Source organism: Mycobacterium sp. OAE908, from assembly GCF_017872775.1.
GTDB lineage: Bacteria > Actinomycetota > Actinomycetes > Mycobacteriales > Mycobacteriaceae > Mycobacterium.
This window is the reverse complement of the sequence record NZ_JAGGJL010000002.1, coordinates 849761-873592: the sequence shown is the minus strand read 5'-3', so window position 1 is coordinate 873592 and position 23832 is coordinate 849761. Positions and strand designations below refer to the sequence as shown.

Below are 23832 nucleotides of genomic sequence, written 5' to 3'. Positions count from 1 at the left end.
TCGCTGGTTTGTGATGCTCAGCAATACTGGACCCCGACAGTGATGCAGGTCACTGATGAGTACGCAAAGGACGTATTGGTCATTGTGAACATGGTGCGGCCCCGATGGTCACCGGCACGCGGCTTTCGTAGCCTTGCCGGACAGTTCCTGGTGTTCCAGGTGCTGGTGGTGGCGGTCGTGCTGGTGGCCGTGGCGGCGGTGTCGGTCGCGCAGTCGACGCGGGAGTTCCGGGAGGTGCGCGGGCAACGGATGATCGCGGTCGCCGAGAACATGGCGTCGACGCCGATCGTCCGCGACCGATACGGCGATCCGTTCGCAGGCAAGGTGCTTGCACCGGAGGTGGACCGCGCCGTGGCACTGTCGGGCGCGGGCTTGGCCGAGATCCTCAGCCCCGACGGAACCGTGCGGGTGTCCTCGGATCCGTCGCGGGTCGGCCAGCGGATGGATCTCGGCGTGAGCCGGGCCGATGAAGGCCGGGCATGGTTCGGCGACGACACCATCGATGGCGCGCACAACCTGGTGGGCCAGGTGCCGATTCTGTCCACCGACGGTGACGTGCTTGCGGTGGCGTCGGTGAGCGAGGCGTATCCGTCGGTGTGGGAACTGCTCAGCGGGGCCGGCGAACGGTTGCTGATCTACCTCGGCCTTGGTGCGGCGCTTGGCCTGCTGGCGTCGTGGCTGCTGTCGCGGCGGATCAAGCGGCATACCCGCGGGCTGGAGATCGCCGAGATCGCGAGCCTGGCCGAACATCGAGAAGCGTTGCTGCACAGCATCCGTGAAGGTGTGGTGGCGGTGAACAACGATGGCGACATCACCCTGCTCAACGACAGCGCGCAGGACTTGCTGGGCGTCGGGCCGTCGGCGGTCGGGCGTAGCGTCGACAGCGTCGGCCTGGAACCGGCAGTGGTGGAATTCCTGCTGTCCGGCGAGGACGGCCGTGATGTCGTAATCGCAACCAGGACAAGAGTTTTAGCGCTCAACCGACGGGCAGCGACCAGTCAGGGTCAGCGGATCGGAACCGTGACGACGATGCGCGACAGCACCGAACTCGCCGCATTGCAGGGTCAGCTGTCGTCGCACAAGAGCGTGACGGACACGCTGCGCGCACAGACACACGAATTCGCCAATCAGTTGCACACGATCTCGGGCCTGGTGCAGTTGGGCGAGTACGACTCGGTGCGGGATTTGGTCGGAGCGCTGACGCGGCGCCGCGCGGAGATCAGCGACGCGGTGACGCAACGGATTTCCGATCCGGCGGTCGCGGCGCTGTTGATCGCGAAGACGACGCTGGCCGCGGAGGGCGGAGTATCGCTGGCGATCGCGCCGGAATCTCATCTCTCCACATTGGACCCGGCGCTCGCCACGGATGTGATCACGTTGCTGGGCAACCTGATCGACAATGCGGTCGACGTTTCGGTTGGCGCAGATCCGGCGAACGTCACGGTGACTCTGCAGGACCACGATGGGCTGACGATTGCGGTGGCGGACTCCGGACCCGGCGTGCCAGAACATCTTCGGGAGGCCATCTTCGCCCGCGGCGTCACCTCGAAACCCGACGTGCCGGGTGGTCGCGGTATCGGCCTGGCGTTGGTACGCCTGGTCAGCGCACAGCATGGCGGGACGGTGGAAGTCAGCGACAGTCCCTCCGGCGGTGCGCTGTTCGTGGTGCGACTGCCGGTCGCGACGGCCGCGGTGGTAGCCGAGAGGGCTGCGCATGCGTGACGTGCTGGTGGTCGACGACGACTTCATGGTCGCCGAGATACATCGCCGGTTCGTCGAGCAGGTCGACGGATTTCGCGCAGTCGGCGTCGCACGCACAGGGACCGAGGCGCTGTCGGCGGCCCGCGAACTGCAGCCACAGTTGATATTGCTCGACGTCTACCTTCCCGACATGACGGGCTTGGAAGTATTGCAGCGCTTGCGATCCGAGGGCGATCGGGTTGGCGTCATCATGATCACCGCGGCGCGCGAACTCGACACGGTCAAGGGCGCCCTGGACGGCGGGGCGGCGGACTACTTGATCAAGCCGTTCGAGTTTCCGCAATTGAAGGCGAAGCTGGACGCGTTCGCGGCGCGGGCCGATGCGCTGGAGTCGGCCGGCGGTGTCGACCAGTCATTGATCGACTCACTGTTCGGCGGACCCGCCGCCGCGTCGCCGCAAGACGTGTTGCCCAAGGGCCTCGGCGCCGAGACCGGCCGGCTGGTATTGGACGCGGTGCGCGACGCCGGGGAGGTATCGGCAGCGGAATGCGCTGACCTGGTGGGTATTTCGCGGGTCAGCGCACGCCGCTACCTTGAGCATTACCTCAGCACCGGCGCGTTGGAACTGCGACTGCAGTACGGCGTCGGGCGGCCAGAACGGCGATACCGTTCGGTGCGCTAGAAGGGTGGATCGTCGTCGACTGGTTGTGGGGCCGGTGGTGGTTTCCAGCCCGGTGGGAGTTCTTCGGGTTCGAAGGGGTCGTTGATCCAGGTTGAGAAGGGGCTGGTGCTGTGTTGTCTGCCTTTGAAGAAGATCAGCCAGCGCCGTGATTGGTTGCGCCACTTACGCAGTTCGATCTCGCGTTTGACGGCGTAATTGACCCGCCGATTCTCGGCGTTGATTGGCCGCTGCTCGCTGAGCTTGGCCCGTGCACGCGCAATGCGCTTGGCCTTCTCCTTCGCGTGGTTGCGTTTACGCGGAGTGGCCGCCCGACAAGCCTGACGCAGTTGCGGGAACAAGTCGAACCCGGCCGGGGTGGTGGTGTATCGGCGGCCGGTCGGCGAGGTCCACACGATGCTGCCGTCAGCCAACTGCTCATCACGCCAGCCACCGGTCCCACTATGGAAGGTTTTCAGCCGGTGATGGCCGCGGCAGTAACAAGCCAAATCCCAGAACACGGTCCATCCCCCGCTTTTGGGGTCGGCGTGATTGAACGGCACCGTGTGGTCGAGATCGCAGATCGCGGCCTTGCGGTCGCAACCGGGGAACCGACACGTCAAGTCCCGATTCCGAATCCACCGCTCCAACGCTGCCGAGGGCTGATAGCGCAACGCCTCTTCCACGGTGGGTGCTGGGCATTCCACCGGCCGGATCGATGCTGTCTCGGCAAGCTCGCGGACCTGTTCGGCGTCGATGACCCCGTAGCCCTCCAGATACCCGGGCTGCTCACTGTCACCAGCAACGGTGGCCTCGGTGGCGATCACATTCAGTACCGTGGCCACCCCGCCAACCGCCGACTCAGCCGCGGCGGCACGCGACGGGCAGTCGGGCTGCCCACAATCACAGGTCAGATTGCGGCGCTCGCACAGTGCGGTGATCGCATCGGCGCGGCGCTGGGTCACGGTGCGCGAATCGGTGGCACACACCGCTGTGGCCAACTGGGAGAGCGTCCGATCGAACAGTGCGGCGGCGGTGGCCGGCAGGCTGCCCCGGACTTGGGCGGTGCCGTCGGGCATTGGAGTAACCGTCAGGTGGCGTTCGTCATGGGCGCGTATCCGGCGTTCCTTGACCGCGGCGGGGTCGACCACGCGTACCGCGGCATCGACGGCGTTGATGATGCGCCGCCGCGACCAGCACTGCCATCTGCTGATCCGCTGCGCCAGCGCGGCATCCAACTCCGCCACCAAGGCCGGGTCAGTGACCAGGTCGGTGCGCGCGATGATCAGCGCTACCGTGCGCCAATCAGTGGCACCTTCGGCCAGCAGCGCAGCGATCTTGGGCAGCCGGACATCGAGTGCCTCTGCTTGGCCGACGAGATGCTGCGCACTCATCGCCGAGAGGTTCATCGCCGCCGACACCTCCGCGGTGGTGCGGGCGAAGCCGGTGATCATCGACCACCCCGGATCCGGATCGGTGTCTTCGGCCTCGGCGGTGCGCGATGCCAACAGGGCCGCGATAGCCGCGCACCGGCGCGCCATCAGCGCCGACTCCTCACGCTGGCTTGCCTCGATCTCCCCGACCAAGGCGTCCGCACCAGCATCTTCGAACATATGTTCGATTATGCCACCGCGGTCCGACAAAAATTGAGTTGTCCACAACCTGGGCTAGAACATCATCGACCGCGCGAACTGGCTCACAACCTTCCCGTGAGCCGATCGCGATATGACCGGCCGTCGGGGTCGTAGATCATCCGATATGCCGGCTCGGCCCACAGTCGCGTCAGTACACCGAGCCGTTCGGCGTTGTGCGTTCGCAGCCGGCCCGGCGGCCGCGGTCCACGGCAACCGGAGGCGTACCACGCATCCAGGGCCTCGGCGGCAGCCACCATCGCGTCCACCGCCGCGTCCGTATCGGCCAGTCGATCCTCCTCGTCGAGATCCAAGTGTTCACGCATCAGCCGCAGCCGAAGATCACGCGCGAACTCGCCGGTGTCATCCAGTACTGCACAAGACAATTCGCTGTCATGCGTCCACGACCGCCGGTTGAAGTTGTCGCTCCCGACGCATGCCCAGACGTCATCGATTACGCATACCTTTGCGTGCACATACACCGGCGTGCCCTGGTGGTTCTCCACATCGAACACATGCACCCGCTGTGGACTGGCCGCCTTGCACGCATCGATCGCCTGCCGCCGGCCAATCATGTTGGGCGGCAGGGACAGTCGTCCATCGACATCCGGGAACCGCGGCACCACCGCAACGAGATGCAGCTCGGGGTTGTCGGCCAGCGCGCGGGCGAACAGCTGCGCGACGCGCTTCGACCACAGGTACTGATCCTCCAGATAGATCAGCCGCCGCGCGCGTCGCACCGCCTTGCTGTAGCCCCGCGCAACGCTGCGCTCCCCTCGTGGCGCGAAGTCGTATTCGAAATGCGCGTCGGGATAAGTGCGCAACACCTGCACAGCGTGCGGGCCGCACTCCGGCGGGTCCGGCGGCCGCTCTGGCAGCTTGCCTGCCTTCAGATCCGCGCCGCGCAGCTTGTCTGTGATCCATGCGATCGGCGACAACGTGTCCAACGGCGCGGGATCGTTCCACCGTTCTCGAAAGGTCAGATCCAACGCCCCGACTACCGGCCCCTGCAGCCGCAATTGCACGTCGTGCCACGGTGGATGCTCGCCATAACGCGGCGACATCTGCACCGCCTGCCGGTCACCGCGATGCTCCGCGTCGTCGCGGCGCGAGTGGCACAGGTCGATCCCGCCCGCGAACGCCACGTCCCGCGACGGGTCTTCCGGATGCCGCAGCACCACCAGCTTCTGATGGTGCGAGCCACCGAACCGGACCCGCTGATCGAGCAGCACCTCGCCACCCGCCTCTTCGATCGCCTCGCCGAGGTGCTGGTTCTCTTCCTCGCTGTAGGCGAACTTGTCCAGGTGTGAGCGCCACACCAAGCCCTTCACCACGACGCCGCGCTTGGCCGCCGCGGTGAACAGTTCGCGGATAGTCGGCCCGTCGTCGCGCATCTTCTGGTCCGGATCGCCACGCCAGTCGGTGAAGAACAGGTGGTCCCCCGCTCCCAGCGCCTCCACCTCGGTGGCCAGGCGGTCAAAGTAGGTCGCGCCGTGAATCAACGGCTCAACCCGATTGCCTTCACACCACGCCGGAAGCTTCGACGCGGGATTGCCGCGTTCTGCTTCCGTGAGAAACCAATCGGTCCGATCCGACATTTCGAAGGATTGCCCAATTGACGCCGAAGTTAACCGGCCGAATTCACAACCGGCGCCTCACGCGGTCGAGATACGACCGGCCATCCGGGTCGTAGAGCAACCGATAGACCGGTTCGGCCCACATCCGGTTGATCGGATGAAGCCGTTCAGCCTTGTGCACCCGCAACCGCCCCGGCGGACGCGGCCCCAAGCCGCCTGACTCATACCACCTGTCCAACTCCTGCGCAGACGCGACGATCTCGCCAACCGCGCTGGCCGGATCGACCAAGCCGCCGTCCTCGCTGCCGTCGGCCGCCCGATCCAAATGCTCACGCAGCAATCGCAATCGAAGGTCGCGCGCGAACGCACCGCTTTCATCCACCACCGCACACGACAGTTCGCTGTCATGTGTCCACGACCGTCTGTTGAAGTTGTCGCTACCGATACAGGCCCACTCATCGTCGAGAACACAGACCTTGGAATGCACGTATACCGGTGTGCCCTCGCGGTTTTCGACGTCGAATACATGCACACGTCCAGGCCCTGCGCGGCGGCACTCATCGATCGCCAGATGCCTGCCAACCAACGTCGGCGGCCCGCCCAGTCCGCCCTCCAGGTCGAAGAAGCGCGGTACCACCGCAACCAGATGCAACTCCGGGTTGGCGGTCAGCGCGTCGACGAACAGCTGCGCGACCTCTTCTGACCAAAGATATTGATCCTCAAGGTAAATCAACCGTTTCGCGCGCTGAACCGCCTTGGTGTACCCGCGTGCGATGCTGCGCTCCCCGCTCTTGGCGAACTCGTAATGGAACAGCGCGTCGCCGTACGTACGCAACACCTGCACCGTGTGCGGTCCGCATGGCGGCGGATCCGGCGGCTGCTCCGGCAACGGGCCCGGCGTCACGTCCGCGCCCTGCGCCTTGTCGCGTATCCATCCGATCGGGTCCAGCAGATTCAACGGCGCCTTCGACGTCCACCGTTCGCGAAACGACGTGTCCAACGCGCCGACAACCGGACCACGGAGCTCCAGTTGCACGTCGTGCCAGGGCGGCGTGTCCCCATAGCGACTCGACATCCGCACCGCTTGCGGATCGCCGAGGTGCGATGCGTCGTCGCGGCGCGAGTGGCACAAATCGATGCCACCGGTGAACGCGACATCGAGCGTCGGGTCGTCGGGGTGCCTGATGACGACCAGTCGCTGATGGTGCGACCCGCCGATGCGGACGCGCTGATCGAGCAGCACCTCGCCGCCTGCCCGCTCGATCGCCTCGCCCAGATGGCGGTTCTGCTCTTCGTTGAACTGGAATCTGTTGGGATGTGACCGCCACATCAGCCCCTTGACGATCACTCCCCGCTCCGCCGCCGCACGGAAGAGTTCTCCGACCGTAGGGCCGTGCTCGCGCAGCTTCTGGTCGGCGTCCCCACGCCAGTCGGCGAAAAACAGATGATCGCCGGGCCCAAGCGCCTCGACTTCGGTGACGAGACGGTCGAAGTAGGCCGCCCCGTCGATCAACGCCTCTGCCCGGCTGCCCTCCGACCATGCAGGCAGGTCCGAGTCGGGATTACCGCGCTGCGATTGCGTGAGGAGCCAGTCGGTCAGCTTGGACACGCTGTTGGATACCCAGAAACGAGTAATCCCGCGCGCGGCTCTGCAAAACTCCGGACATGACCGCCGTACGGCGTTTTCTCGCGATCACCGGCGTCCTCGTCACACTGACCGGCTGCGTGCCAGGCGCACTACCGACCACGACTCCGACCTCGACCACCGACACCGGCAAGGCCGACGCGGTGATGCGGATCGTGCGCGACACCATGGCCGAAAAACATCTCAAGGCCGTCATCGTCCGCGTGACCATCGACGGCAAGGAAGTCGTCACCCAAGCCGTCGGCGAATCGATGACCGGTGTGCCAGCGACGACAGCGATGCATTTCCGCAACGGCGCCGTCGCCATCTCGTACGTCTCCACGTTGCTGCTCAAGCTCGTCGACGAGAAGAAGGTCAGCCTTGACGACAAGCTATCGAAGTGGCTGCCGGAGATACCCAATGCCGACAAGGTCACGCTCGGCCAGCTCGCCCAAATGACGTCGGGCTACGTCGACTACGTCATCGGCAACACCGCGATGAACAACGCCCTGTACGCAAACCCGTTCCGACACTGGACCGTCAACGACCTCCTCGGTTATGCCGTCAACCAACCGCTGCTGTACGCGCCAGGCACCAACTGGAACTACGCGCACACCAACTACGTGCTGCTCGGCATGGCACTCGAGAAGGCCACGGGCCAAGAGATGTCGAAACTGTTGTCGGACAAGGTGCTTCGTCCGCTCGGCTTGACGAACACGGACAACAACCTCACCCCCGAGATTCCGTCGCCCGTGCTGCACGCGTTCAGCTCCGAGCGCCGCGCCTTCCTCAAGATCCCAGCGGGCACACCGTTTTACGAGGAGTCGACGTTCTGGGACCCGTCATGGACCATCACCCACGGCGCCATCCAGACCACCAACATCTACGACATGGAAGCGACGGCGGTGGGCATCGGCTCCGGCCGGCTACTCAACGCCGACTCCTACAAGAAGATGGTGTCGACCGCCCTGCGCGGCAAGACCCATAAACAGGCCGGCTGCACCACCTGCGACGAGATGACCGATGCCTACACCTACGGCCTCGGCATCGTCATCACCGGCAACTGGCTGATGCAGAACCCGATGTTCGGCGGCTACGGCGCGATCGAGGCGTACTTACCTTCTCAGAAGATCGCAATTGCCGCCGCGGTCACGTTCAACCCCGAAGCGTTCGACGACCAGGGCGACTACGACAACGCCGCTGACCCACTGTTCCGCAAGATCGCCGCCGAGCTTGCCCCCGAGGATGCGCCACCCCTGCCGCCAAAGAAATAATGTCCACCGTGGCACCCAAGGTCCTGTTTCTGGTCAACGAACACCTCGCGACCGAGGCTCTACTCGGCGACGCGTTCACGGAATCCGGTTTCGACGTCGACACCTTCGAAGTGGTGCCTGCCGAACGCATCGACAGCCCCGCAGGCGACGTGACGTTCCCCGACCCGGCCGGTTACGACGTGATCGTTCCGCTCGGCGCGCGCTGGCCCGTGTACGACGAGGCGTTGCAACGCACGTGGGTGGGCGCCGAAACCCAACTCGTGCGCGACGCCGCCGATGCCGGGGTCGCGTTACTTGGCGTGTGCTTCGGCGGTCAGCTGCTCGCCCAGGCCTTCGGCGGCTCGGTGGCGCGGTCGACCGTGCCGGAAATCGGTTGGTACGACGTCGAAACCGACGACCCGGGTCTGGTGCCGGGTGGGCCCTGGTTTCAATGGCATTTCGACCGGTGGACATTGCCGCCGGGTGCCACCGAGATCGCAAGGACGGCGAACTCGTCGCAGGCGTTCGTCCTCGGTCGTGCGCTCGCGCTGCAGTTTCACCCGGAGATCGACAGGAAGCTGCTCGACGTGTGGCTGGCCGACGACCGCGACGGCGACGTGGTTCAAGCCGGCCTCAGCCACGACGAATTACGTAAGCGCACAACCGAACTCGCCGACGACGTCGGCAACAGAATCCGCGGCCTGGTACGCGGTTTCCTGACACACGTGGCGCGTCAACCCTGCCCGAGTTCGTGAGCCAGCGCATCGCTGAGCTTTGATCTCCGGAAGCGGTGGCCCAGCGTCGTCAGCTTCGTCGGGACCACCCGCTGACTGGCCTCGGCCAACTCGCGAGCGCCCTGCTCCCCCAACAACAGTCGCGGTCCCAGCGACGGCACCGGCACCCTCGCCGGGCGGTGCAGCACGCCTGCGAGCACCCTGGTGTAGTCGGCGTTGCGCACCGGTTCGGGTGCGACGGCGTTGACGGGTCCGCTCAACCGAGTGTCGTACAGCGCCCGGTGGTACACATCGAGCAGGTCGTCCAGCCCGATCCACGACAGCCACTGCTGCCCGCTGCCGAGCCGGCCGCCCAACCCCGCCGCGAACAGCGGTCGCATCAGCTTCAACGTGCCACCGCGCGCCGACTGCACGATCCCGGTTCGCACAGTGACCACCCGCAATCCCGCCTGTGCCGCGGGCGTCGTCGCCGCTTCCCAGTCGGACACCACGTCGGCCAGAAAGCCGTCGCTGCGCACGCTTTCCTCGCTCAACAGCGCGTCGCCGCGATCGAACCCGTAGTAGCCGATCGCCGATGCGCTGACGAACGTGGCGGGGCCGCCGTCGGCCGAACCCGCGGCGTCGGCGAGCCTGCGCGTCGGCTCGATGCGACTGTCGCGGATCGCAGCCTTGTGACGATCGGTGAATCGCCCGGTGATCGACTCGCCGGCCAGGTGCACCACCGCATCGACACCTGAGAGCAGATCAGGCGCGGGCTTTTCCGGATTCCATTGTCGCTCAAGCTCATTGCGGGCCGGATGGCGCACGAGGCGAATGACGCGATGGCCGCCCGTGCTGAGAAACGCCGACAACGCCGAGCCGACAAGACCGGATGCACCGGTGATCGCCACCACCATCGGCGACAGTCCCGCATCGCGATGCGCGGCCAGATCCTGCGCCAGTTGCCGGTGCCGATAGACGAACGTCGAGCGCAGCGCCGCCGCAGGCACCGAGGTGTCGACGCGGTCGCGAACCCGCGTGCCACCGGCCGCCTCACTGAAGTCATGGGTGTGCCGCCACCAGCCGATCACTCGCGCCGGCCAAGACGACAAACCCTGCGAAGACAATTCGTCGACGAACCGGTGCGGCGGATCGAAAGCCGACGGATCGTGCTGCGCCACCCATCGCAACCCACCGGGTAGGCCGAGCACCGCGCGCCCGTCGGCCAGCGATGACGTCTCCGCCACGACGGTCATCGGCTGCCACGGCGGCACCAGCCGGGGCATCGCACCTGGGCGGCTATGCCAGGCGAATACCTCTGCGAGCGGATGGTCGACGACGCTTTCGTATTCGATGCCCATATAACTGGGTACCCTGAAAAAACCCCCGATGTCGAAAGATCGCGATGAGCGGATGGAGCGGGCTCGCCCGACGAAATGCGCGGCGAACCTTCCGGGACCGCCGAGATGCCGGCCACGTCCTGGCTGAAGAGTTGGCGTCCTATCGGGGCACGGACAACCTCGTCGTGCTGGGTCTGGCCCGCGGAGGTGTGCCGGTCGGGTGGGAGGTCGCATCCTTCTTGCACGCGCCGCTGGACGTTTTCCTGGTGCGCAAGCTCGGTGTGCCGCAATGGGAGGAACTCGCGATGGGCGCCATCGCGACGGGTGGCGGCGTGGTGGTCAACGACAACCTGGTGCGCAGTCTCGGCATCAGCGATGAGCAACTGCAGGCCGCGATCGACCGCGAGACCGAGGAGCTTCATCGGCGCGAGAGCGCCTACCGCGGTGGGCGTGGACCGGTCGACATCGCGGGCAACACAGTGATCCTCGTCGACGACGGCATCGCCACGGGTGCCAGCATGCTTGCCGCCGTGCGCGCCGTGCGGGCAGCCGATCCAGCGCAAGTGGTGGTCGCAGTTCCGGTGGGCCCGGCGTCAGCCTGCCAGCAGCTCGCCGAAGAAGCCGACGACGTAGTGTGTGCGACGATGCCACCCGGATTTGAAGCCGTCGGCCAGGTGTTCGAGGACTTCCATCAGGTCACCGACGACGAAGTGCGCGAATTGCTTTCGCGCGGCTGAGCCGCGCAATTCAACACTGCCCCAACGGTTTAACGGCTGTTGCTGCCCTCGTCGTGCTGTTCGACGGCGGTCGTCGCTGTGTCGCCGTTGTCGGACTCGTCGTCCTCGGCGACGGGCGCCTCTTCGGGGTAGTCCTCGCCGTATTCGGGTTCTTCGGCGTCCTCGGCGTCGTTGTCATCGGCGGCCTGCTCTGATACCTCGCCCTTGGACCGTTCCCGCAAGGCGTCGATAATCAGCAACACCACCCCGACCACGCTGGCCGCGATGCAGACCCAGGCGATCAGCTCATTGCTGGTGACCACGGCGGTGACCAAGGCCGCGAGGCCGATAACGGCGAGCACAAGAGCAACGATCAGCATTGACCAACCCTAGGTGGTAGTCGCGACGTTTTCGGGGAACCGGAGTACTAGTTGTTGCCCCGGTTGAATTGGTTGAAGCCGCCGCCGTCGTTGTTGGCGCTGGAATCGACCGGCGCGGCCGAACCGCGCTGGCCCAGCTCTTCGAGCTGCGATTCCAGATAGGTCTTGAGCCGGGTGCGGTATTCGCGCTCGAAGGTGCGCAGCTGCTCCAGCCGGCCTTCCAGCACCGTGCGCTGCTGGTTGATGGTGCCCATGATCTCGGAATGCTTGCGCTCGGCGTCGGCCTGCAGGGCGTCGGCCTTCTCCTGGGCCTGGCGCAGCTGCGCCTCGGACCGGGTCTGGGCGTCGGCCAGCATGGCGTCGGCGCGCTGACGGGCCTCGGCAACCGTGGTCTCGGCGGTCTGCCTGGCCTCGCTGACCATCGCGTCGGCCTGGGCGCGGGCGTCGGCCAGCATCTTCTCCGACTCGGCCTTGGCGGTTCCGGTCAGCCGGTCTGCGGTGTCTTGGGCCAGGCTGAGCACCTTGGCGGCCTTGATGTGGCTTTCCTCGCTGACCGGAGCGGCGGGCTGCGGCGGCGGTGCGTCATAGACGGGCTGCGGCGCAGGCGTTGGCGCCGGTTCCGGCTCGGGCTCGTAAAGCGGGATGGCCGTCGTGGGCTGCGCGCCGCCGCCCGCACGGGCGCTGGCCAGCTCCTGGTCCAGCTCCGAAACGCGCTGACGAAGGTCGGCGTTCTCCTCGATGAGGCGGGTCAGCTCGTTCTCTACCAGATCGAGGAAGGCGTCGACCTCGTCCTCGTTGTAGCCGCGCTTGCCGATCGGTGGCTTGCTGAACGCGACGTTGTGGACGTCGGCTGGTGTGAGCGGCATTGTCTGCCCCCTTGAAGTTTCTGGACCGTCAACCGATCTCAAAGTGTAGAGCCTTACTGGAACGTAACTGGCGTCCATCCTGTCACACGCGACCCTGCGGTTGCAGGAGAGGATGAATTTTAAGAGCGAATTTCAATCATGGGACAGAGTTACACAGCCGGCTGCGCCGACGAAATGAGCCCCGGCAAACGCGCGGAACCTGGCGCCGCGATCGCCAAAGACCCGACGGCAGGCCAGTTCTCAGGTGGCGGCGCCGAACGCCAATTGCATGCCGATGAACGCCACCAACAGCAGCACCATGATCGAGAGGTCGAACCGGACTGCGCCTATCGTGAGCTGCGGGATGAGCCGTCGAAGCAATTTCACGGGTGGATCGGTCACGGTCATGATCAGTTCGAGGACGACGACCGTCAGTCCCTTGGGCTGCCAGTCTCTGGAGAACGACCGGATGAACTCGACGACGACCCGCGCGATCAGCAGCAGCCAGAACACGAACAGCGCGAAGCCAAGGATCTCGAAGAAGAGCGCCAACTGAAGCCGACCTCACTACGGGCAGATGTGTGACATTCGATACAGCGCTCGCAGCTGGTCAAATCGCGAAGCGCGACGCCAGCCTACCTGTCGATCGTCACCCTACTGATAGGCGTAGAAGCCGGCCTCCGCGATCCGGCGCCGCTCATCGGCGCTGACGTCGACATCGGCGGGAGACAGCAGGAACACCTTGGTAGCGACCTTGTCGAAAGAGCCGCGCAGCGCGAACGCCAACCCGGCGGCGAAGTCGACCAGTCGCTTCGCGTCGGCGTTGTCCATCGAGACCAGGTCCATGATCACCGGGGTGCCGTCGCGGAACTTCTCGCCGATGGTCCGGGCCTCGCTGTAGTCCTTCGGGCGCAGCGTGGTGATCTTCGACAGCGGGCTGCCCGCCTCGAACAGCTCGGCCATCCGTCGCGGGTCCATCGCGAGCGCGCCGCGGGTCGAGCCGCGCAGGGCGCTGAACCGTGGTGCCGGGCGCTCGAACTCTCTGGGGGCGCGCAGCCTGGCCTCGAAACGATCCTCGTCGCGGTATCCGCCGCGGTAGCCTGCCGGTTCGTCGTAATCGCGGGCGGCAAGCCGGTCGTCGTAGCCGCGGCCGTAACCCTCGTCGTCAAACCGCTCCTCACGCGGACGGCGGGAGTAGCCGCGCGCTGGGCCGCGGTCGTCGTCTTCGTAGTACTCGTCGTCGTAATCATCCATCGGCGCCATACCGAAGTAGGCCTTGACCTTGTGCAGTGTGCTCATCGGTGGGACCCTTCTGCTTCGCGAAGTCTTGGTGTCTGTGATGAAGATGTGACTAGAGTGACTACTCAGGGTGACGTTAGCGGCCGTTGCCCCATTAGCGCGGTACCGACACGCACACACGTCGAACCGTGTTTGACCGCGCTCTCGAGGTCGCTGGACATGCCCGCCGACAGCCCGAGCGGCTGGTCATAGGACTTCTGCACCCGTTCCTTTTCTTCTTGCAGGCGCAAGAACGCTTCGTCGGGGTCGGCGTTGAGCGGCGGGATCCCCATCAGCCCGACGAACTCCAGCCCGTCCGCGGCCGCGATGGCCGCGCACAGTTCATCCACTGAATCCGCGCGGCCGATGTCGACGCCTCCCCTCGCTTCATCGCCGTCGAGGCTCAGCTGGAGATAAACCCGTAGCGGCGCAGGCCGGCGGCCCTGCTCCAGCGCCTCGCGGGCGGCCCGATCCAGAGCGGCGATCAGCTTGGCGCTGTCGACCGAGTGCGCCGCGTAGGCCCAGTTGGCGATCGAGCGCGCCTTGTTGCGCTGAATCCGCCCGACCATGTGCCAGCGAATGGGCTCCGCGCCCGACACTGCACCGACTTCCGCGCATTTATTCGATGCTTCCTGTTCGCGCGATTCACCGAATTCACGACATCCCAGACGGCGCAATATAAGGACATCGCTAGCCGGAAAGAATTTCGTAATAGGCAGTAATTCAATTTCATTTGGATTGCGATCGGCGGCCTCTGCGGCGCGCGCGAGGCGGGTCCGCAGCGCCGCAAGCGCGTCAGCCAGTTCGCGTTCACGCACGCTAGCCATCGCGGTCATTCCATCCACACCAACGACGCCAGCCGTCCGGTCGGGGCATCGCGACGATGACTGAACAGGTTGTGGTCGGCCACCGTGCAGCGGGGGTCGACGTCGATGGCCGTGATGCCCAAAGCCGTTAGCTGCCTGGCTATTCCGGCGCGCAGGTCGAGCCCGGGGGTGCCGCGCGACGTCGTCGTGCGACTGCCGGGCAGTGCCGCCTCGACCTCGGCGGCCATCGCCTCAGGCACTTCGTAGTTGGCGCCGCTGACCGCCGGGCCCAACAACGCGGAGATGTCGCCGGCGCGCGCACCGGCTTTCAGCATGGCCTCGACCGTCCTGGCGACGACTCCGTTTTGCGCGCCGACGCGGCCCGCGTGAACGGCCGCGACCACGCCAGCGTGCGCGTCACTCATTAAAACTGGAACACAATCTGCGGTAACCACCGCCAAAGCCAATCGTGGCGTGGTAGTGACCAATGCATCGGTATTGTCGACGGCCGCCTCCAGCGGGCCGTCCACCACTACCACGTGATCGCCGTGCACTTGGTTCATCCACACCACGCGGTCGTCGCCGAGCTCGAGCGCGGCGGCGAGCCGCTTTCGGTTGGCGGCCACTGCGGCCGGATCGTCACCGACATGGTCGCCGAGGTTGAAGGTGTCGAACGGCGGCGCCGAGACGCCGCCGGCGCGGGTCGTGGTCACGCGACGGATACGAACGCTCACTCGCCCAGTATCCGAGTGCGGATCAGTGACGCATGAAGGGCGGCACGTCGACGTCGTCATCGTCGTCGCCACCGATGCTGACCGTCGAGCCGTTGGTGTGCACCGGAACGCTGGCCGCGTCGGCGGGTTCGAACAGCGGCGTGCGCACCTTTCCGGCCTTGGCCGGCGCGACCGCCGCGGCGTCGGCGCCCACCACGGGTCTGCGGCCGGGGCTGCTGGCTTCGAACCCGGCCGCGATGACCGTCACCCGGACCTCGTCGCCAAGCGAGTCGTCGATAACCGTGCCGAAGATGATGTTGGCCTCGGCGTGCGCGGCCTCCTGCACCAGCGAGGCGGCCTCGTTGATCTCGAACAGACCGAGGTCGCTGCCACCGGCGATCGACATCAGTACGCCCTGGGCGCCCTCCATCGACGCCTCGAGCAGCGGCGAGTTGATCGCGATCTCGGCGGCCTTGAGCGCACGGCCATCGCCTCGCGCCGAGCCGATGCCCATCAACGCCGTGCCCGCGCCGCTCATGATGCCCTTGACGTCGGCGAAGTCGACGTTGATCAGGCCGGGCGTGGTGATCAGGTCGGTAATGCCCTGCACACCGTTGAGCAGCACCTCGTCGGCGCTGCGGAACGCGTCCATCAGCGAGACGGCGGCGTCGCCCATCTGCAGCAGCCGGTCGTTCGGAATGACGATGAGCGTGTCGCAGCTCTCGCGCAGCGACGTGATGCCGTTCTCGGCCTGGTTGCTTCTGCGCTTGCCCTCGAACGAGAACGGCCGGGTCACGACGCCGACCGTCAGCGCACCGAGCTTGCGAGCGATGGTCGCCACGACCGGTGCACCACCGGTGCCGGTCCCGCCGCCCTCGCCCGCGGTGACGAACACCATGTCGGCGCCACGCAGCAGTTCCTCGATGTCGTCCTTGGCGTCCTCCGCGGCCTTGCGCCCGACCTCGGGGTCGGCGCCCGCGCCGAGACCACGGGTGGAATCGCGACCGACGTCGAGCTTGACGTCGGCGTCGCTCATCAACAGCGCTTGCGCGTCGGTGTTGATGGCGATGAACTCGACGCCCTTGAGGCCCTGCTCGATCATCCGGTTGACGGCGTTGACGCCGCCACCGCCGATGCCGACCACCTTGATCACGGCTAGGTAGTTGTGCGGGGGGGTCATCGCTGCACCTTCTTCGCGCAAGCGCTCATCAGCGTCGCCTTTCCTCCCTGGTTGCGATTCTGTGCGCGAAGCCGCTTGGCAAACTCTCAACCTCAACCAGAGGGTTATAGTTATGTCAAGTTGTTTCGCGCAACCAGAACGGTAGGGCGAGGTCGCAGGGTATTGATGCAGGCGCGCCGAACGGCGCGCCGAGAATTTCCGCGCAACTTCGAGCCACCTTCCCGCCCGCAGGCCAGTCGGGCCAGTGGGCAGCCGCATTGGTGGTGACCCGCATTGCGGCAATATCGCAGTTTGCCTTGACAACCAATGACGCACATCGCTGTGATGTACCGAGATAGCTGAATGTCAAGGGGGGTCCATGAACATCCGCATCGCCGGCGTGGCAATGGTCGCAATGGCACTGGTCGCCGCGGGCTGTGGCGACAAGAGCGCGCAAAGCGCAGCGTCGACGTCGAGCGCAGCGCCGACATCCTCGGTGGCGCCGACGCCAATGGCCTCCGACGAGGACCAGATCCGCGACGTCCTCACCCAGGAGGGCGCGGCGTTCTCCGACTGGAACTTCGCCAAGGTCGGCGAGCTGACCTGTCCACAGTTCCGCGAGCAGGCCATGTCGACCGACGCCGCGATCCCACCGATGTCGATGTTCCCGGCGTCGGCCGCGGCGTCATTGGGGCCGCAGGCGTTTGCCGAGAAACTCGGCGCGCAATTCGCTGGTGCGTCCAACGATTCGCTGCTGGCGGTTTCGAACGCGGTGATCAACCAGGACGAGCCTGCTTACAAGACCGCGATGCTCGACGTCGTGAAGCAGAGCACGTCGATCAACCTCGTCAAAGTGGACAACATCGTCATCAATGGCGACAAGGCGACCGCGGATGTGCTGCTGACGCAACGACTTGGCACGCAACCCCCCGACACGAAGACCACCCCGGCAGCGCTGGTCCGGATGGACGGCAAGTGGTTGGACTGCACCCCGCCGGCCCAGCAGTAGCTATTTGACCGTCGGCAGGTCCGGGCTCGAGACGTCATAGGTCTGCCCCGGCTGGGTGAGCAGCGCGGCCAGTTTGAGCGCCTTTTCCTCGGTGCGGTCGGTGGTTCCCCAGACCACCGTGCGGCCGTCGTCGAGGGTCAACGTGATGGCGGCCACGGAGGGCGCGGCGATTCGGCCGACCTGTCCTGCGACCTCGGGGCGCAGCGCGGTCATCACCTGCAGCGCAGCCCTTGTCGGCGGGTCTTTGGGCCCTGGGTTTTCGGCGTCCAGATATGGCACCCCTGCAGGCGGCGGAGCGGTCGCGAAATCGACGCCGTCCTTGTCGAACAGGTGCGGGCCGTCCGGATAGTCCTTGACCACCACGGGCAGCCGTTCGATCACGGTGACGCGCAGTGTCGAGGGGTACTGACGCTGCACCCTGGCACTGGCCACCCGTCGGATCGCCGCCACCCGCTCGGCGACGGCGTCGGTATCGACCTGCAGCAGCGGCGTTCCCGGCGCAACAGCGGCAGCGGCCGTCACCTCGTCCTGGGTCACCGCGCCGAGCCCGACCACGACGATGTTGCGTGCGGCCATGATCGGCGTGAAGTACAGCAGCAGACCAAGACCGACGAGCACGACGCTGACCAGGGCCGACCACATCAGCACCTTCAGACCCCGAACCGTCCGTCGGCCAAGCCTTTTCGTGTCTTCCTGGGGTGTGCCCATGACTTTGCGTTTGGCCTCGCGGCGGGCTGTCTCGATCGCCATGGCCCTGGCCTGAGCGGCGCGGCGTTCTTCGCGTTCGCGGCGCGCACGCCGTCGCGGACCCTCGAAATCGGCTGCCGCCGCCGCAGGTGCAGCCTCTTGCGGGGCTTCGGCCGCGTCTTCTCCGTCGGTCGGCGCTGTCGGCTCGGTCGGCTCGGTCATGGGAACGCCTTACCGGGCCCGCCGGGCGCGCTGCGATTGGCCTTGAGCCGAAGTGCGGCAAGGATTTCCGGGCCGAGCATCGTCACGTCGCCCGCACCCATGGTCACCACGACGTCGCCGGGACCGGCGGCCTCGGCCACGCGATCGGCCACCGCCGAGAAGTCGGGCACATAGGTGACCGGAACCGTGACGTGGTCGGCGACCATCGCCCCGCTCACACCCGCCATCGGCTGCTCGCGCGCGGCGTAGACGTCGAGCACGAAGACTTCGTCGGCTTTACTGAGCGCCTGACCGAATTCTGACGCGAAAGTCGCTGTCCGCGAATATAAGTGGGGTTGGAACACGACGATGGACCGACCCTGCGATTCTCTGGCCAACGCGCACACGACCGTCAGCGCGGCGGCGACCTTCGTGGGGTGATGGGCGTAATCGTCGAAAACCCTGACCCCGTCCGCCGTACCGACCAATTCGAACCTGCGGCGCACACCTTCGAAGTCCGCCAGCCCATCGAGCACGACATCCGGTGCTGCGCCGGCCTCCATCGCCGCCAGCAGCGCGGCCAGCGCGTTGAGTGCCATGTGTCGACCGGGCACCGCCAACCGCATGGTGCGCGGGCTGCTCTCTTCCGCCAACTGCACCGTAGCCACCGCGCTCGTGCCCTGCTGCTGCCAGTCCAGTAATGCGCCCGCCAGGCCGGGCTGATCACCACTGCCGTAGCGCAACACCCGGATCCCCAGGGCCGCAGTGCGTTCGGCGAGCGCCGCGGCGCCGGGGTCGTCGACGCAGACCACCAGCGCACCGCCGGGTTTGATGCGCTCCATGAATGCGTCGAACACGTCGACATAGGCCTGCTCAGTGCCGAAGAAATCGAGATGGTCGGCCTCGATGTTGGTCACCACGGCGATATCGGGCTCGTACTGCACCAGCGATCCGTCGCTCTCGTCGGCCTCGGCGACGAAGTAACCGCCACTACCGTGGTGCGCATTGGTGCCTGCCTCGCCGAGGTCTCCGCCGACCGCGAAGGACGGGTCAAAACCACTGTGCTGCAACGCCACAATGAGCATCGAGGTCGTCGTCGTCTTACCTGCTGTTCCGGTGACCATCAGCGTTTTGTGTCCGGCCATCAACTTGGCCAGCACCACAGGGCGCAGGATCACCGGGATGCCGCGGCGACGCGCCTCGACGAGTTCGGGGTTGGTCTTCGGAATCGCGGCGTGCGTGGTGACCACCGCGGTCGGGCCGCCGGGCAACATATCCAGCGACGACTCGTCGTGCCCGATGCGGATGGCCGCGCCGCGGGCCCGTAGCGCCACCACACCGCGTGATTCCTTCGCATCAGAACCCGAGACCTGGCCGCCGCGGTCGAGCAGGATCCGGGCGATGCCCGACATGCCCGCTCCCCCGATACCGACCATGTGCACCCGCTGCAGTTCGTCAGGGAGCGAATTGGCGTTCACCGCAACCGCTTTCGGCCGCCACGTGCGACTTCCAAGGCTATCTCCGCAACACGCTGTGCGGCGTCCCGGTGGCCTGCGAGCGCGGCGGCAGCCGTCATCGACTGCAGCCTGCCCGGCTCGTTGAGCAGCGCCGGGACCGTGTCGGCGACGAACGACGGGGTCAGGTCGGCATCGTCGACGATGACACCTCCGCCTGCGTTGACGACAGGCAGCGCATTGAGTCGTTGCTCGCCGTTGCCGATCGGAAGCGGAACGTAAACCGCGGGAAGGCCGACGTCCGTCACCTCGGCCACCGTCATCGCACCCGACCGGCAGACAGCCAGGTCGGCGGCGGCGTATGCCAGGTCCATCCGGTCCAGATACGGCACCGCAACGTAGGGAACCCCACCCTCCGCCGGCTCCGGTAAGTCAAGAGTGTTCTTCGGACCGTGGGCGTGAAGCACCGAAATACCCGCTACCGCAAGGTCTTTGGCCGCGCCGGCGACCGCCTGGTTGATCCGTTGCGCGCCCTGCGAACCACCGAACACCAGCAGCACCTTCGCGTCGTCGGCGAAGCCGAAGTGCGCTCGCGCCTCTGCACGCAACGCCATCCGGTCCAGCGCAGTGATCGCGGCCCGCACCGGCACCCCGACGACCTCGACGCGGCGCAGCCCGGGGTCGGGCACGGCCGACAGCACGCGTTGCGCCGACCGCGCCCCGACGCGGTTCGCCCAGCCCGCCGTCGCGTTGGCCTCGTGCACGACGACGGGAACACGTCGCCTACGGAGGGCTCCGCCCCGGGCAGCCAGGTATGCCGGCAATGCGACGTACCCGCCGAACCCGATCACCACATCGGCGTCCACGTTGTCGAGCACCGCGCGGGTCTGCCTGACCGCGCGTCGCACCCGCATCGGCAGCCGGACCAGGTCACCCGACGGCTTGCGGGGCAGCGGTACGGGCGTGATCAGCTCGAGGTGGTAGCCGCGTTCGGGCACCAGCCGCGTTTCCAGCCCCCGCTGGGTGCCAAGCGCGGTGATCCGCACATCCGGGTCAAGAGCGGTCAGTGCGTCGGCCACGGCCATCGCGGGTTCGACATGACCCGCGGTGCCGCCACCGGCCAGGACCACGGATAACCCCCGGTCGCAACGCTCGCCCCCTCGGGGTTCCGAGCCATTCACCCGTAACGCTGACCTTCCAATGTCCGAGCCCGGCGCTGTCGCTGGGCGCCTCCATGATGCCCTGAGCGTCGCACCTGCCGGTCGGCCGGAGGGGGTTTGCGCTTCTTGTCGGCGACCGCCTTGGGCTTGCGCCGCGGTTCCTGCCTGCGGGAGGCGGCCGGCTCAGCGCCCGGCCGCGTTCGCAACCGGTCACGCAGCGCCTCGGTGCGGCTGGGCACATACGGCTCCGGCAGCGGCAGCCGCAGCAGCCGGTTGACTTTGTCATCGCGCCCCGCCCGCAGCGCGGCCACCGCCTCGGGTTCGTGGCGAGCCGCGTTTGCCATGATGCCGACGATCAAAAGTGTTGTCGCCGTTGATGTTCCACCCGCAGAGATGAGGGGCAGCTGCAGACCCGTCACCGGCAGCAGGCCGACGACGTAACCGACGTTGATGAACACCTGACCCATCACCCACAGCGTCGTGGTAGCGGTCAGCAGCCGCAGGAACGGATCGGCCGAGCGGCGCGCGATCCGCATGCCCGTGTAGGCGAACAGCCCGAACAGGCACAGCAGCCCGACGGCGCCGACGAATCCGAGCTCCTCGCCGATGATCGCGAAGATGAAGTCATTGTGGGCGTTGGGCAGATAGTTCCACTTGGCGGTGCCCTGTCCCAGCCCGTCGCCGAAGATACCGCCGTTAGCCAGCGCAAACTTCGCCTGGCGGGCCTGATAGCCCGAGCCCTGGGTGTCCGCGCCGGGGTTCAGCCAGGACTGCACGCGGTCGGACCGGTAGCCCTCGGAGACCGCGAGCACGGCGGCCGAGACCATGACCGCGATCAGCGAGGACAAAAACACCCGCAGCGGCAGACCCGCGTACCACAGCAGGCCGAGCAGGATGATGCCCAGCGACACCGTCTGCCCGAGGTCGGGCTGGGCGACGATCAACGCGAGCGCGATGACGGCGGCGGGCACGAGTGGGATCAGCATTTCGCGCAACGACGCCTGTTCCAGACGCCGGGCCGCGAGCAGGTGCGCGCCCCAGATCGCGAACGCGATCTTGGCCAGTTCGGAGGGCTGCATGGAGAAACCGGCGATCACGAACCAACCGCGGGAACCGTTGGCCTCGTGGCCGATTCCGGGGATCAGTACCAGCACCAACATCACGATCGTGAGCGCGAACGCGCTGAAAGCCATGCTGCGCATCAACTGCACGGGCATCCGCATCGCGACGTAGAACGCGAACAGCCCGATGCAGGTCCACAGCACCTGTCTGCCGAAGATCGCCCACGGCGACCCGTCCTCGTCGTAGGAGTGCACGCCCGACGCCGACAACACCATGGTCAGGCCCAGGGTGATCAGCAGCGCGGTGACGGCGATGATGAGGTGAAACGACGTCATCGGACGGCCCAGCCAGGCACCGAACCTGGTACGCGGGCCCCGAGCCTCGGCGGTCGCTGCGGCGGGCGGTTCGCTGTTGGGCTTGGTCCGCCGGTGCCGCAACCGGGTCAGGATGTTGCTCACGGCAGGCTACCGGGACGGCTGAGACAGCTGGGCCACGGCGGCAGCGAACGCGTCGCCGCGCTGCCCGTAGCCGCTGAACTGGTCGAAGGACGCACCGGCCGGAGCCAGTAACACGGTGTCGCCTGCGCTCGCCAACCCGCGGGCCGCGTCGACGACCGCGGCCATCAGCCGAGTCACATTTGTCCCATGCACCCCAGAATCCTCCCCCGTCACAGGCTCGACGACGGGGACATCCGGGGCGTGTCGCAATAACGCGTCCCGGATCAGGTTCCGGTCCCGGCCGATCAGCACCGCACCGACCAGGCGATTCGCCGCGCCGGCAACCAGTTCGTCTACCGAAGCGCCCTTGAGCAGCCCGCCGGCGATCCAGACCACCCGCGGATACGCGGCGATCGACGCCTGCGCGGCATGGGGATTGGTGGCCTTGGAGTCGTCGACGTACGTGACACCGTCCACCTCGCCGACCACCTCGGCGCGGTGCCTGCCGACCCGAAAGCCGGCCAGGGCATCGGCGATGGCCTGCGGCGGCACGTCGACGGCGCGAGCCAGCGCCGCGGCAGCAAGCGCGTCGAGGACGCCGACCGGCCCGGCCACCGGGATAGCCGCGGCTTCGGCAAGCGGCACGTTCGAGCCGAACGCGTTGTCGACGAGCACGCCGTCGCGCACCCCGAGCTCGCCCGGCCCGGGCTCACCGAGCCGGAAGCCGACGCGCAGCGCCGCCGCGGCCCCCGGCAGCAGAGCGGCCGCGACCGGATCGTCGAGCCCGACGACGGCGACGCGGCCGTCCAGCACCCGCGCCTTGTCGCGCGCATACGCGTCCATCGACCCGTGCCAGTCGAGATGGTCCTCGGCCACGTTGAGCACCACACCGGCTTCCGGCCGCAGCGACGGCGCCCAGTGCAGCTGGAAGCTCGACAGCTCGACGGCCATCAGCTCGGCGGGTTGATCGAGCACATCGAGCACCGGGTCCCCGATGTTGCCGCACAGCAGCGCTCGGCGACCGCCCGCCACGAGCATCGCGTGCAGCATCGACGTCGTGGTGGTCTTACCGTTGGTGCCGGTCACCACGAGCCAGCGCCGCGGCGGCCCGTAGTGGCCGGAAACGTCCAGCCGCCAAGCCAATTCGACGTCGCCCCAGATCGGCACGCCTGCTGCGGCGGCAGCGGCCAGCACCGGCGCGGTGGGCGGCAGGCCCGGACTGGTGACGACGAGGTCGTAGTCGGCGATCCGCTCGGCGGCGTTGGCGGCGTCGACGACCTCGACGCCGTTGCGGGCGAACTCCGTCAGCATCGACGGGCTGTCGTCGGTCAGCGTCGCGCGGACACCGAGGGGTGTCAGCGCGGCGAGGATCGCGCGGCCCGTGACGCGGGCACCGGCGACCAGAACGTTGGCTCCCGACAGGTCCAT

At 66.8% G+C, this 23832-nt stretch carries 22 protein-coding genes; 6 read left to right on the top strand and 16 right to left on the bottom strand.

Annotated features, from left to right (window positions below; translation table 11 throughout):
* Positions 1-90 precede the first annotated feature (90 nt).
* Entirely contained in the window at positions 91-1722 is a 1632-nt protein-coding gene (locus J3E61_RS29360; RefSeq protein ID WP_210086743.1) for a Spo0B domain-containing protein, read from the top strand.
* Entirely contained in the window at positions 1715-2383 is a 669-nt protein-coding gene (locus tag J3E61_RS29355) for a response regulator (protein ID WP_192723063.1), read from the top strand. The genes J3E61_RS29360 and J3E61_RS29355 overlap by 8 nt, the downstream gene beginning before the upstream one ends.
* On the opposite strand, the gene J3E61_RS29350 is transcribed toward J3E61_RS29355, so the two are convergent.
* The 3 genes from J3E61_RS29350 to J3E61_RS29340 all read right to left on the bottom strand — a co-directional run bounded on the left by J3E61_RS29350 (position 2380) and on the right by J3E61_RS29340 (position 7176).
* Positions 2380-3972, bottom strand: a complete 1593-nt coding sequence (locus tag J3E61_RS29350) for an HNH endonuclease (RefSeq protein WP_210086254.1) — start codon at positions 3970-3972, stop codon at positions 2380-2382. The genes J3E61_RS29355 and J3E61_RS29350 overlap by 4 nt on opposite strands.
* 83 nt (positions 3973-4055) lie before the next feature.
* Complete coding sequence (locus J3E61_RS29345) at positions 4056-5588, bottom strand: phospholipase (protein WP_210086253.1); 1533 nt, start codon at positions 5586-5588, stop codon at positions 4056-4058.
* Positions 5589-5631: 43 nt separating this feature from the next.
* Positions 5632-7176 carry a phospholipase gene (locus J3E61_RS29340; protein ID WP_210086252.1) on the bottom strand — a complete coding sequence of 515 codons (1545 nt, stop codon included), beginning with the start codon at positions 7174-7176 and terminating at the stop codon, positions 5632-5634.
* Positions 7177-7232: 56 nt separating this feature from the next.
* Here J3E61_RS29340 and J3E61_RS29335 point away from each other — a divergent pair, with 56 nt between their 5' ends.
* Both J3E61_RS29335 and J3E61_RS29330 read left to right on the top strand, forming a co-directional pair.
* The gene (locus J3E61_RS29335; protein ID WP_210086251.1) at positions 7233-8465 is read left to right on the top strand and encodes a beta-lactamase family protein; all 1233 of its coding nucleotides are present in this window, start codon (positions 7233-7235) and stop codon (positions 8463-8465) included.
* Complete coding sequence (locus tag J3E61_RS29330; protein ID WP_210086250.1) at positions 8465-9199, top strand: type 1 glutamine amidotransferase; 735 nt, start codon at positions 8465-8467, stop codon at positions 9197-9199. The genes J3E61_RS29335 and J3E61_RS29330 overlap by 1 nt, the downstream gene beginning before the upstream one ends.
* On the opposite strand, the gene J3E61_RS29325 is transcribed toward J3E61_RS29330, so the two are convergent.
* Positions 9178-10518, bottom strand: a complete 1341-nt coding sequence (locus J3E61_RS29325) for a TIGR01777 family oxidoreductase (protein WP_210086249.1) — start codon at positions 10516-10518, stop codon at positions 9178-9180. The two genes, J3E61_RS29330 and J3E61_RS29325, sit on opposite strands and share 22 nt — an antisense overlap.
* A 44-nt stretch (positions 10519-10562) precedes the next feature.
* Here J3E61_RS29325 and J3E61_RS29320 point away from each other — a divergent pair, with 44 nt between their 5' ends.
* Positions 10563-11234 carry a phosphoribosyltransferase gene (locus tag J3E61_RS29320; RefSeq protein WP_192723070.1) on the top strand — a complete coding sequence of 224 codons (672 nt, stop codon included), beginning with the start codon at positions 10563-10565 and terminating at the stop codon, positions 11232-11234.
* 29 nt (positions 11235-11263) lie between these two features.
* Here J3E61_RS29320 and J3E61_RS29315 read toward each other — a convergent pair whose 3' ends face one another.
* The 7 genes from J3E61_RS29315 to ftsZ all read right to left on the bottom strand — a co-directional run bounded on the left by J3E61_RS29315 (position 11264) and on the right by ftsZ (position 16415).
* The gene (locus J3E61_RS29315) at positions 11264-11593 is read right to left on the bottom strand and encodes a DUF308 domain-containing protein (RefSeq protein ID WP_210086248.1); all 330 of its coding nucleotides are present in this window, start codon (positions 11591-11593) and stop codon (positions 11264-11266) included.
* Between the two features lie 47 nt (positions 11594-11640).
* Positions 11641-12459, bottom strand: a complete 819-nt coding sequence (locus tag J3E61_RS29310; RefSeq protein WP_192723072.1) for a DivIVA domain-containing protein — start codon at positions 12457-12459, stop codon at positions 11641-11643.
* Between the two features lie 240 nt (positions 12460-12699).
* The gene (locus J3E61_RS29305) at positions 12700-12990 is read right to left on the bottom strand and encodes a YggT family protein (RefSeq protein ID WP_192723073.1); all 291 of its coding nucleotides are present in this window, start codon (positions 12988-12990) and stop codon (positions 12700-12702) included.
* Positions 12991-13092: 102 nt separating this feature from the next.
* A complete protein-coding gene (locus J3E61_RS29300; protein WP_192723074.1) occupies positions 13093-13737 on the bottom strand; it encodes a cell division protein SepF in 645 nt (214 codons plus the stop codon).
* Between the two features lie 65 nt (positions 13738-13802).
* Positions 13803-14543, bottom strand: a complete 741-nt coding sequence (locus J3E61_RS29295) for a YggS family pyridoxal phosphate-dependent enzyme (RefSeq protein WP_210086742.1) — start codon at positions 14541-14543, stop codon at positions 13803-13805.
* 5 nt (positions 14544-14548) lie between these two features.
* Positions 14549-15256: a peptidoglycan editing factor PgeF gene (pgeF, locus tag J3E61_RS29290; protein ID WP_192723075.1), complete on the bottom strand. Its 708-nt coding sequence runs from the start codon at positions 15254-15256 to the stop codon at positions 14549-14551.
* 22 nt (positions 15257-15278) lie between these two features.
* On the bottom strand, positions 15279-16415 hold the full coding sequence (ftsZ, locus tag J3E61_RS29285) for a cell division protein FtsZ (RefSeq protein ID WP_192723076.1): 1137 nt from the start codon (positions 16413-16415) through the stop codon (positions 15279-15281).
* 358 nt (positions 16416-16773) lie between these two features.
* Between ftsZ and J3E61_RS29280 the strand changes: the two genes are divergently transcribed.
* The gene (locus tag J3E61_RS29280; protein ID WP_210086247.1) at positions 16774-17403 is read left to right on the top strand and encodes a hypothetical protein; all 630 of its coding nucleotides are present in this window, start codon (positions 16774-16776) and stop codon (positions 17401-17403) included.
* On the opposite strand, the gene J3E61_RS29275 is transcribed toward J3E61_RS29280, so the two are convergent.
* From J3E61_RS29275 to J3E61_RS29255, 5 genes are read right to left on the bottom strand one after another with little or no spacing between them, the layout of a single operon-like run.
* Positions 17404-18312, bottom strand: coding sequence for an FtsQ-type POTRA domain-containing protein (locus tag J3E61_RS29275; RefSeq protein WP_210086246.1), 909 nt, complete (start codon positions 18310-18312; stop codon positions 17404-17406). It lies immediately after the preceding gene.
* Positions 18309-19769 carry a UDP-N-acetylmuramate--L-alanine ligase gene (locus J3E61_RS29270; RefSeq protein ID WP_210086245.1) on the bottom strand — a complete coding sequence of 487 codons (1461 nt, stop codon included), beginning with the start codon at positions 19767-19769 and terminating at the stop codon, positions 18309-18311. The genes J3E61_RS29275 and J3E61_RS29270 overlap by 4 nt, the downstream gene beginning before the upstream one ends.
* On the bottom strand, positions 19766-20926 hold the full coding sequence (gene murG / locus J3E61_RS29265) for an undecaprenyldiphospho-muramoylpentapeptide beta-N-acetylglucosaminyltransferase (RefSeq protein WP_210086244.1): 1161 nt from the start codon (positions 20924-20926) through the stop codon (positions 19766-19768). Before murG ends, J3E61_RS29270 begins: the two co-directional genes overlap by 4 nt.
* Positions 20923-22425: a putative lipid II flippase FtsW gene (ftsW, locus tag J3E61_RS29260; protein WP_210086243.1), complete on the bottom strand. Its 1503-nt coding sequence runs from the start codon at positions 22423-22425 to the stop codon at positions 20923-20925. Before ftsW ends, murG begins: the two co-directional genes overlap by 4 nt.
* Positions 22426-22431: 6 nt before the next feature.
* On the bottom strand, positions 22432-23832 hold the full coding sequence (locus tag J3E61_RS29255; protein ID WP_210086242.1) for a UDP-N-acetylmuramoyl-L-alanine--D-glutamate ligase: 1401 nt from the start codon (positions 23830-23832) through the stop codon (positions 22432-22434).

Bases quoted from the DNA above. Each gene is read 5' to 3' on its own strand.
- J3E61_RS29335 (WP_210086251.1), top strand. From the start codon at position 7,233: ATGACCGCCGTACGGCGTTTTCTCGCGATCACCGGCGTCCTCGTCACA.
- ftsZ (WP_192723076.1), bottom strand. From the start codon at position 16,415: ATGACCCCCCCGCACAACTACCTAGCCGTGATCAAGGTGGTCGGCATC.
- J3E61_RS29315 (WP_210086248.1), bottom strand. From the start codon at position 11,593: ATGCTGATCGTTGCTCTTGTGCTCGCCGTTATCGGCCTCGCGGCCTTG.
- J3E61_RS29320 (WP_192723070.1), top strand. From the start codon at position 10,563: ATGAGCGGATGGAGCGGGCTCGCCCGACGAAATGCGCGGCGAACCTTC.
- J3E61_RS29275 (WP_210086246.1), bottom strand. From the start codon at position 18,312: ATGACCGAGCCGACCGAGCCGACAGCGCCGACCGACGGAGAAGACGCG.
- J3E61_RS29330 (WP_210086250.1), top strand. From the start codon at position 8,465: ATGTCCACCGTGGCACCCAAGGTCCTGTTTCTGGTCAACGAACACCTC.
- J3E61_RS29300 (WP_192723074.1), bottom strand. From the start codon at position 13,737: ATGAGCACACTGCACAAGGTCAAGGCCTACTTCGGTATGGCGCCGATG.
- J3E61_RS29325 (WP_210086249.1), bottom strand. From the start codon at position 10,518: ATGGGCATCGAATACGAAAGCGTCGTCGACCATCCGCTCGCAGAGGTA.
- J3E61_RS29350 (WP_210086254.1), bottom strand. From the start codon at position 3,972: ATGTTCGAAGATGCTGGTGCGGACGCCTTGGTCGGGGAGATCGAGGCA.
- J3E61_RS29360 (WP_210086743.1), top strand. From the start codon at position 91: ATGGTGCGGCCCCGATGGTCACCGGCACGCGGCTTTCGTAGCCTTGCC.
- J3E61_RS29280 (WP_210086247.1), top strand. From the start codon at position 16,774: ATGAACATCCGCATCGCCGGCGTGGCAATGGTCGCAATGGCACTGGTC.
- J3E61_RS29310 (WP_192723072.1), bottom strand. From the start codon at position 12,459: ATGCCGCTCACACCAGCCGACGTCCACAACGTCGCGTTCAGCAAGCCA.
- J3E61_RS29255 (WP_210086242.1), bottom strand. From the start codon at position 23,832: ATGGACCTGTCGGGAGCCAACGTTCTGGTCGCCGGTGCCCGCGTCACG.
- J3E61_RS29355 (WP_192723063.1), top strand. From the start codon at position 1,715: ATGCGTGACGTGCTGGTGGTCGACGACGACTTCATGGTCGCCGAGATA.
- J3E61_RS29345 (WP_210086253.1), bottom strand. From the start codon at position 5,588: ATGTCGGATCGGACCGATTGGTTTCTCACGGAAGCAGAACGCGGCAAT.
- J3E61_RS29295 (WP_210086742.1), bottom strand. From the start codon at position 14,543: ATGGCTAGCGTGCGTGAACGCGAACTGGCTGACGCGCTTGCGGCGCTG.